Raw genomic sequence first — 6,530 nt, 5'->3', positions numbered from 1 at the left:
GACCCGACATAGAATAATCAAGTTATTTCAATGCAAATCTAAAAACCTCCTCGAGGAGGATCGGGGCCGGCCCTTCCAGAATCTTGTCGTCCAGGAATCGTTGGCCGTCTGGACCGGGCTCTCCCTTGCGTTTCGTTGGGTAAACGGTCACCGTAACCGCGCATCCGCGCAACGCATCGAAACTTTGCGGATCATGGCCGAGCGCGAGGAGCCCGCCCAGCGATGGCACAAGCTGCTGGGTATCTAGCGCGCTCTTGACCAGCACGCCGCACCGATGGAGCAGATCATCGTCGTCCCGGCGTGCCAACGTCGGTCGGGACCGGCGAAGCTCCCGCAGAAAATCCGTGACGAGTTCGTCGTCCAGATCGACTCGTCTGGCTTCTTCGACGGGCTCCCGATCAAACGTCGGCTGGCCCCGGTTGATCAATAATTGGCTCACCTCGTACGACGAGAGCCGATGATCTCCATCCGAGATGCGGATATATGAACCGTTTGGCTGCCCCTTGCTCCGCAGGTAGCAGGGCTTGTCTGCTGCGTCGAGCTCCGGCACCTCGGTGACGACAAGGGTCCTGTCCTCGAACTGCGGCAGGCTGATCAGCGGCACGAGGGGTGGATGGAGGGCATCTCGACACAGTCCCGCGATGTCGGCGGAAAGCTTCGCGGCGTACTCGCAACCGGTGGTCGCGAACCCGCGTCCCTCGTCGAGGCCTAAGATCAGCGTGCCTCCGCCTGGAGTGTTTGCGAATGCGCACAGGGTCTGTGCGGTCTCATTGGGCAGTTTGTCGGTTGACGCCAGCTTGACCTCAAGTCCTGCGTCGTCGCGACCGATCCGGCGAAGCGGGGCAACCAACTCGGCCAGTTCTGCTGCCTGCATGTGTCAGCCTCCCAGTGAGCCTGACACAGCCTAGCATGATGTTGTGAGGCTGTAGAAGCCTTGTTAGGCTGTGTCAGGTACCCTGCATCCAGGTCCTGGGGGCAGGCGCCGGACCGGCTCTGCGTCCGTCTGTGGTTGGCGTTGGAGCGGCGGCTAGTGCCCATGACGTGCACGATCGACGGGGTCTGGCTTGCCGCCAAGGAGGTGTCGGCCATGGGCCTGCACCTGAGCCAGATCGCCGAGGAAGACGACCTGCTGACCAGCGATCCGTTGGCGCCGCTGATCGGGATGGTCCTGGACCAGCGGATGTCGGAAAGAACGAGCGGGACGGGCGGCTCCATGCCCGTCTGACCGCGTGGGGCCTGGCTCCGGCCCGCGCCTGCCGGAGCCAGAGATCACAGCGGCGACCGTGTCAGCTTCTCGGCGCGCACCGCGGGCATTGTGGTGTCGTACTCAACTCGGGTCGGAGGCGCCCTCACTGGCGGCGCGTTCGTAGGCGCGCAGGGTGCTGACGACCAGGTGGCGTTCGGCCGGGGTCAGCGGTTGGAGCGCCTCCCGCCAGGCGCGGGTGCCCGAGCCGAGCCATCCCTCGATCACGGGGCGGCCCGTGGCGGCGATACTGACGATCCGGCGTCGGCGATCGCCGGGATCCTCGTGCCTCTCGACGATCTTGGCGTGGTCCAGGTCGGCGACCATCAGGCTGACGGTCGTGGGCGCGACTTCCAGCCGTGTGGCCAGTGCGTTGACGGTGGTGGGGCCGTCAAGCAGCAGGTTAAGAGAGCAGGGACAGGTGCCGTGGGCCGAGCGCCAGGCCGGCGAGCTCGGCGGGCGGCGGCGTCCGTTTCGCCCGCCCGACCAGCTGCGGCATCAGTAGCAACAGCGCGCGGACAGCCTGGTCCACATCGAGCTCGTCCTCGCTCCGGCTTGACATGGTCCTCCTCGCCTCCTTTGCCTTTTTAACCAAAGATACTTTGCATCCAAAGGTAATCTCAGATGTAGCACCTGCGTGATCGGAGAGTCATGACCACCCTTGTCACAGGCGCCAGCGGGAACATCGGGTCGCGTCTGGTCGCCACGCTGGCCGGGTCGAGCCACCCAGTTCGTGGCTCGTCCCGTGATGCGACGAGCCTACGGCTGCCCGCCGGCGTCGAGCTGGCCGAACTCGACCTCGCCGACCCCGGGCCGTCGGCGGCGAAGGTGCTGCGAGGGGTCGAGACCGTCTTCCTCTATCCGGTGATCGGTACTGTCGAGGCCTTCGTGGCGGCGGCCGTGGACGCGGGCGTGCAATACGTGGTGTTGCTGTCCTCGCCGGCGGCCTACGAGGTCGGGGAGTTCGACCGGCCCATCGGGCAAATTCACCGCGGGATCGAGCGGGCCGTGGCCGAGTCGGGTCTCTCGCACACGGTGCTCTACCCGAGCTGGCTCGCGACCAATACCCGGCGCGACTGGGCAGATCAGATCCAGACCAGCGGACGGGTCGCGATGGCGTTCGCGGACGCCCCTGTCACGCCGATCCATCCCGACGACATCGCCGAGGTCGCCGCCCACCTCCTTACCCAGGAGACCTTCCGTTCCCGGATGCAGATCCTCACGGGACCGGAGCCGATGCGCCTGCGGGACGCGGTCGCGATCATCGGCGACGTGCTCGGTGCCGACGTCACCGTCGAGGACGTGACCCGGGAGGAGGCACTGGACCTCGACCAGGGCCGAATTCCCCGTCCGATCCTGGAAACGCTGCTCGACGTGGCCGCGGCGACCATCGGCCAGACCGCCCCCGTCACCAACACGGTCGAGCGGATCACCGGTCACCCGGCCCGGTCGTTGCGCTCCTGGCTCGAAGCCCACCGGAGCGCCTTCCAGCGCGGCTGACCCCTGCCTCGGGCCGAACTGCCCTGTTCGCCGTCGTGCGTCTGGGTCTGTCCGTGTCGACATTGTCGCGGGCGGGATGTCGTGTCATCGGCGGATGGGTTGCTGCTCCGAGACGGTTCGGGTGTCCGGGCTGGGTGGCGGCACTGGCGCCGTGACGAGCGCTGGCGGCGGGGCATGATCGCGAAGGTGCTGACGGATCTGGCGGTGAGCTTGGCGCTCGGTGGGGCTGCCTTGCCGACATCGCGCTGCTGCGCGGGCGTCCGCCCAGCGATGCGCTCACGTAGCCGTTCGGTCAGCGACTCACGACAGTACGGACGACGTCGACCGCGCTGTGCTGGCCAGCGGATCGACGGCTGGGCCTGTGGCTATCGTGATGACGGTGGGACTTCACTTGAGCCAGATCGACGAGGCTGACGAGCTGCTGACGAACGACCCGTTGGCGCTGTTGATCGGGATGGTGCTGGATCAGCCGGTTTCGGAAGGATGGAGCGGGACGGATCGTTTCGTGCCTGCTTGACCATGAAGCGTCGCGTGCCGCTCTGCGGCCGCCGGAGCAAAGAGCCGCCTGGTGCTTCGCCTCCTGCCCTCCGCTCAGCTCTGGGCGTCCAGCCTCAGCAGCGGGGCAAGGCGCTCGAGCTGGTCGACTGCTTGGGAGAGATCGGGGGCGAACGGGTTCACGAGTATGTGGTCGGCGCCGGCATCAATGTGGGCGATGAGCCTTGCCGCGACAGCGGTCTCGTCGCCCCAGGCGAGGACGTCGTCAATCAGGCTGTCGCCGCGTTCAGCCATGTCTGCCTCGCTGTAGCCGAGCCGGCGGTAGTTCCTGGTGTAGGGGGAGTCAGGGGCATCCACGCCGAGATCGAAGATGGTCCGCAGCCAGGTCCGGCCGGCCTGCGCATCGCGCTCAAGGATCATGGCCTGGTGCGGGATGACCAACGGGTCGGGGCCCAGCACGGCGGGGGCGGCCGCCGTGTGCGCCACCGGCTGCAGGAACGGGTGGACGCCGTCGGCGCGCTCGCGAGCCAGCCGGTGCACGCGCGGTCCGAGGGTGGCGAGGACGCGTGGGTATCGCGGAGCTGGCAGCTGCGGAAGGTGCGCAGCGGCCTCGTCCATCGCGTCGAGATAATCACGCAGGTGGGAAAGGGGTCGTTCGCCGGACTGGCCACCGAGGCCGAGGAGGAATCGCCCAGGATAGGCCTCGGCCAGTGTCGCGGCGCCGGTGTGCATCGCGCCCGAGGCGCGGGTGCTGATGTTCGCGATGCCCGTGCCAACGATGATCCGATCAGTTGAGGCAAGCATCAGCCCGTGCTGCGCAAACGCCTCGCGACCGGTGGCCGGTGCGCCTGGCGGCGTCTCCCCGCTCCACACCGACCCGTACCCCAGCCGCTCGATCCGGGCGAAATCCTGGTGCTGGGTGGCAACTGGACTACTCAGCAGGACGAACGGGGGAAGCCATACCCCGAACCGACCCAGGCGTCGGCGGACCTCCGAGATGCTCATTGCCGATCCCTTCTGTCGCTCCACCTGCCGGAGGTACCCTCCGGTCGCGTCGAACATACCGGAGGCTGCCTCCGGCAAGGTGTCTGGGGAGGAGGTAGCTTCCGTCTATGTGCTGCGAAGGGAAGGCGATCGGGCGGGGTGGCTGAGACGCGGCCCATGCGTGCGAATGCCAGAGCCAACCGCGAGAAGTTGCTGGCGCATGCGCGTGCCGCGTTCATCGAGCACGGCACCGGGGCCTCCCTGGAAGGAATCGCCCGCCAGGCCGAAGTCGGCATCGGGACGTTCTATCGCCACTTCCCGACGCGGGAGGCCCTGCTCGAAGCGGTGCTCCATGAGCGTTTCGATGATCTGACCGCGCGGGCGCGCGAACTCTCGGTAGATTCATCGCCGGGTCCAGCGCTGACGATCTGGCTACGAGAATTCATGGAGTTCACCGGCGCCTATCGAGGGCTCGCGGCCGCGCTCCTACGGACCCTGCGGGACACGTCGACCCCGCTTCACGCGGCCTGCGAGAGCATGCGCAAGGCTGGGACGTCTCTCTTGGCCCGCGCGCAGGAGGCTGGCGCGATGCGCGTGGATCTTGACGCCGTCGAACTGTTCACCGTGGTCAGTGGACTCGCGTGGGCGTGCGAGCAAACAGTGACCACAGTTCCTGGAACTGCGACGGCAGACCGCCTGCTGACCCTCGTGTTGGAGGGTCTTCACAGCCCTGGCGGGTCGGCAATTGACCACAGCTGATGCGGGGCGGACGCCGGTCGCCACCGGAGTAGCGGGCTGGGGCGCTACGGTGACGTCGTGGGGCTGCATCTGAGCCAGATCGACGAAGCGGACGAGTTGCTGACGAACGATCCGTTGGCGCGGCTCATTGGGATGGTGCTGGACCAGCCGGTCTCGGAAACATGGAGTGGGATGGGACGGTCTGCGTCCGCCTGATCGCGGACTGTCCATATTGCGGGTCCGGTCGTCCGGGTCGGTCGTCCACCCGTTCGCCATGCGGACAGGGTTCCCGTCGGGACGCGGGGGACGGAGGAAGCGGGGTCAAAGCCGCGAATGCCAGTCCGATGACGAAGCCTGCGACTTCCTCCAGCTGACGCGCGCGTTCCAATGATCACAGCACCGCTGATAGCCCTATCTGCCCCTACCGGTTCGACGACAACACCAGCAACGACTATCACCGCCTCGTCCTGCACCACGTGGCCGCCGGCAGCTATCCCGTCCTCGCGCACGTCGAAGGCGGTCACACCGACCCGCTGCCCACCTTCCCGATCGGAGTGTCGACCACCGTCGACGGAACCGACCTGATATTCGAACAGCCAGCAGTAGCCGCATGATTATCTGACCGGCGGCGCGACGGTGCCGCCGGGGTCCGCCCGTGCTAGCATTGCTATCAGGAGGTGGTCCCAATGGCGGCGGTCAGCATCCGAGACCTCGATGACGGTGTGCGGGAGCGACTGCGCATACGTGCGGCGCACCACGGCCGTTCGATGGAGGCCGAGATCCGTGCGATCCTCACCGAGGCGGTCAGCGAGCCCGAGGATGCTGCCGGTTTCGCTCAGACCCTGCTCGCCCGGTTCGGCGCGCTTGGTGGCGTCGACCTCCAGCTGCCAGCGCGGACACAGGCACCGCGGGCAGCGGACCTGTTCACGTGACCGGGTGCCACCCTCAGAATGATCGTTCTCGATACCAATGTCATCTCCGAGCTCATGCGCGCAGTACCAGCAGATCGCGTCGTAAGGTGGGTAACCAGCCGACCCGGTGACGCCTTGAACACGACCTCGATAAGCGTGGCCGAGGTCCGTTACGGCATCGTCCGACTGCCATCCGGTCGCCGCCGCGAGTTGCTGATGGCAGCCGCGGACGATGTCTTCTCGGCGTTCCAGGACAGAGTCCTGCCCTTCGACGTCACGGCGGCCCGCCACTACGCCAGCCTCGTGGTCGAGCGTGAACAAGCCGGGACTCCGATCAGCGGCTTCGACGCCCAGATCGCGGCTATCTGTCGATCCCGCATTGCCGTCCTGGCTACCCGCAACACCAGCGACTTCACCGGCCTGGGCTTGGAGCTGGTCAACCCCTGGGAGGCCGATGTACTGCCCGCCGAGTAGACCATCACCCGACGTCGCCCATGGCCAGCGGCACTACGAGGATCTGTGGTCTTTGCCGCCGCGTCGGTGGACGGGCGCTACGACGTCCTGGCGGTGCCGAGCGCTGTGTCCGTGCCGCCGTCTCCCAGCCGCCGATGTCGGCGCGCACCGCGTCGAGATGGCTGAGCGCGGCGTAGACCCCCTGG

The 6,530-nt window shown here is 67.0% G+C and carries 12 protein-coding genes; 7 read left to right on the top strand and 5 right to left on the bottom strand.

Going from position 1 to position 6,530, the window contains the following annotated elements; all coding sequences use genetic code 11:
- Window positions 1-22 precede the first annotated feature (22 nt).
- A complete protein-coding gene (locus tag AC08OJ_RS17600) occupies window positions 23-874 on the bottom strand; it encodes an AlbA family DNA-binding domain-containing protein (protein ID WP_476596309.1) in 852 nt (283 codons plus the stop codon).
- 162 nt (window positions 875-1,036) lie between these two features.
- On the opposite strand from AC08OJ_RS17600, the gene AC08OJ_RS17595 reads away from it, so the two are divergent.
- Window positions 1,037-1,225, top strand: a complete 189-nt coding sequence (locus AC08OJ_RS17595; protein WP_476594295.1) for a hypothetical protein — start codon at window positions 1,037-1,039, stop codon at window positions 1,223-1,225.
- Window positions 1,226-1,327: 102 nt separating this feature from the next.
- On the opposite strand, the gene AC08OJ_RS17590 is transcribed toward AC08OJ_RS17595, so the two are convergent.
- Window positions 1,328-1,600 carry a MarR family winged helix-turn-helix transcriptional regulator gene (locus AC08OJ_RS17590; RefSeq protein ID WP_476596310.1) on the bottom strand — a complete coding sequence of 91 codons (273 nt, stop codon included), beginning with the start codon at window positions 1,598-1,600 and terminating at the stop codon, window positions 1,328-1,330.
- Between the two features lie 46 nt (window positions 1,601-1,646).
- The gene (locus AC08OJ_RS17585) at window positions 1,647-1,805 is read right to left on the bottom strand and encodes a hypothetical protein (RefSeq protein WP_476594296.1); all 159 of its coding nucleotides are present in this window, start codon (window positions 1,803-1,805) and stop codon (window positions 1,647-1,649) included.
- Window positions 1,806-1,894: 89 nt separating this feature from the next.
- On the opposite strand from AC08OJ_RS17585, the gene AC08OJ_RS17580 reads away from it, so the two are divergent.
- Both AC08OJ_RS17580 and AC08OJ_RS17575 read left to right on the top strand, forming a co-directional pair.
- A complete protein-coding gene (locus AC08OJ_RS17580) occupies window positions 1,895-2,743 on the top strand; it encodes an NAD(P)H-binding protein (RefSeq protein WP_476596308.1) in 849 nt (282 codons plus the stop codon).
- Between the two features lie 361 nt (window positions 2,744-3,104).
- A complete protein-coding gene (locus AC08OJ_RS17575) occupies window positions 3,105-3,260 on the top strand; it encodes a hypothetical protein (protein WP_476596307.1) in 156 nt (51 codons plus the stop codon).
- Window positions 3,261-3,334: 74 nt separating this feature from the next.
- On the opposite strand, the gene AC08OJ_RS17570 is transcribed toward AC08OJ_RS17575, so the two are convergent.
- Entirely contained in the window at window positions 3,335-4,243 is a 909-nt protein-coding gene (locus AC08OJ_RS17570) for a TIGR03620 family F420-dependent LLM class oxidoreductase (RefSeq protein WP_476596305.1), read from the bottom strand.
- 156 nt (window positions 4,244-4,399) lie between these two features.
- Here AC08OJ_RS17570 and AC08OJ_RS17565 point away from each other — a divergent pair, with 156 nt between their 5' ends.
- The 4 genes from AC08OJ_RS17565 to AC08OJ_RS17550 all read left to right on the top strand — a co-directional run bounded on the left by AC08OJ_RS17565 (window position 4,400) and on the right by AC08OJ_RS17550 (window position 6,345).
- On the top strand, window positions 4,400-4,981 hold the full coding sequence (locus AC08OJ_RS17565) for a TetR/AcrR family transcriptional regulator (RefSeq protein WP_476594300.1): 582 nt from the start codon (window positions 4,400-4,402) through the stop codon (window positions 4,979-4,981).
- Window positions 4,982-5,038: 57 nt separating this feature from the next.
- Window positions 5,039-5,176: a hypothetical protein gene (locus AC08OJ_RS17560; protein WP_476594301.1), complete on the top strand. Its 138-nt coding sequence runs from the start codon at window positions 5,039-5,041 to the stop codon at window positions 5,174-5,176.
- Window positions 5,177-5,646: 470 nt separating this feature from the next.
- Window positions 5,647-5,892 carry a FitA-like ribbon-helix-helix domain-containing protein gene (locus AC08OJ_RS17555; protein WP_462203318.1) on the top strand — a complete coding sequence of 82 codons (246 nt, stop codon included), beginning with the start codon at window positions 5,647-5,649 and terminating at the stop codon, window positions 5,890-5,892.
- 18 nt (window positions 5,893-5,910) lie between these two features.
- A complete protein-coding gene (locus AC08OJ_RS17550; RefSeq protein WP_462187110.1) occupies window positions 5,911-6,345 on the top strand; it encodes a type II toxin-antitoxin system VapC family toxin in 435 nt (144 codons plus the stop codon).
- Window positions 6,346-6,349: 4 nt separating this feature from the next.
- On the opposite strand, the gene AC08OJ_RS17545 is transcribed toward AC08OJ_RS17550, so the two are convergent.
- On the bottom strand, window positions 6,350-6,530 hold a 181-nt coding region (locus tag AC08OJ_RS17545; protein WP_476596304.1), incomplete at its 5' end, for a hypothetical protein.

The organism is Frankia sp. CgKIO3 (genome assembly GCF_977946435.1).
Note: the sequence above shows the minus strand (reverse complement) of the source record. Positions and strands in the feature narration are given on the sequence as shown.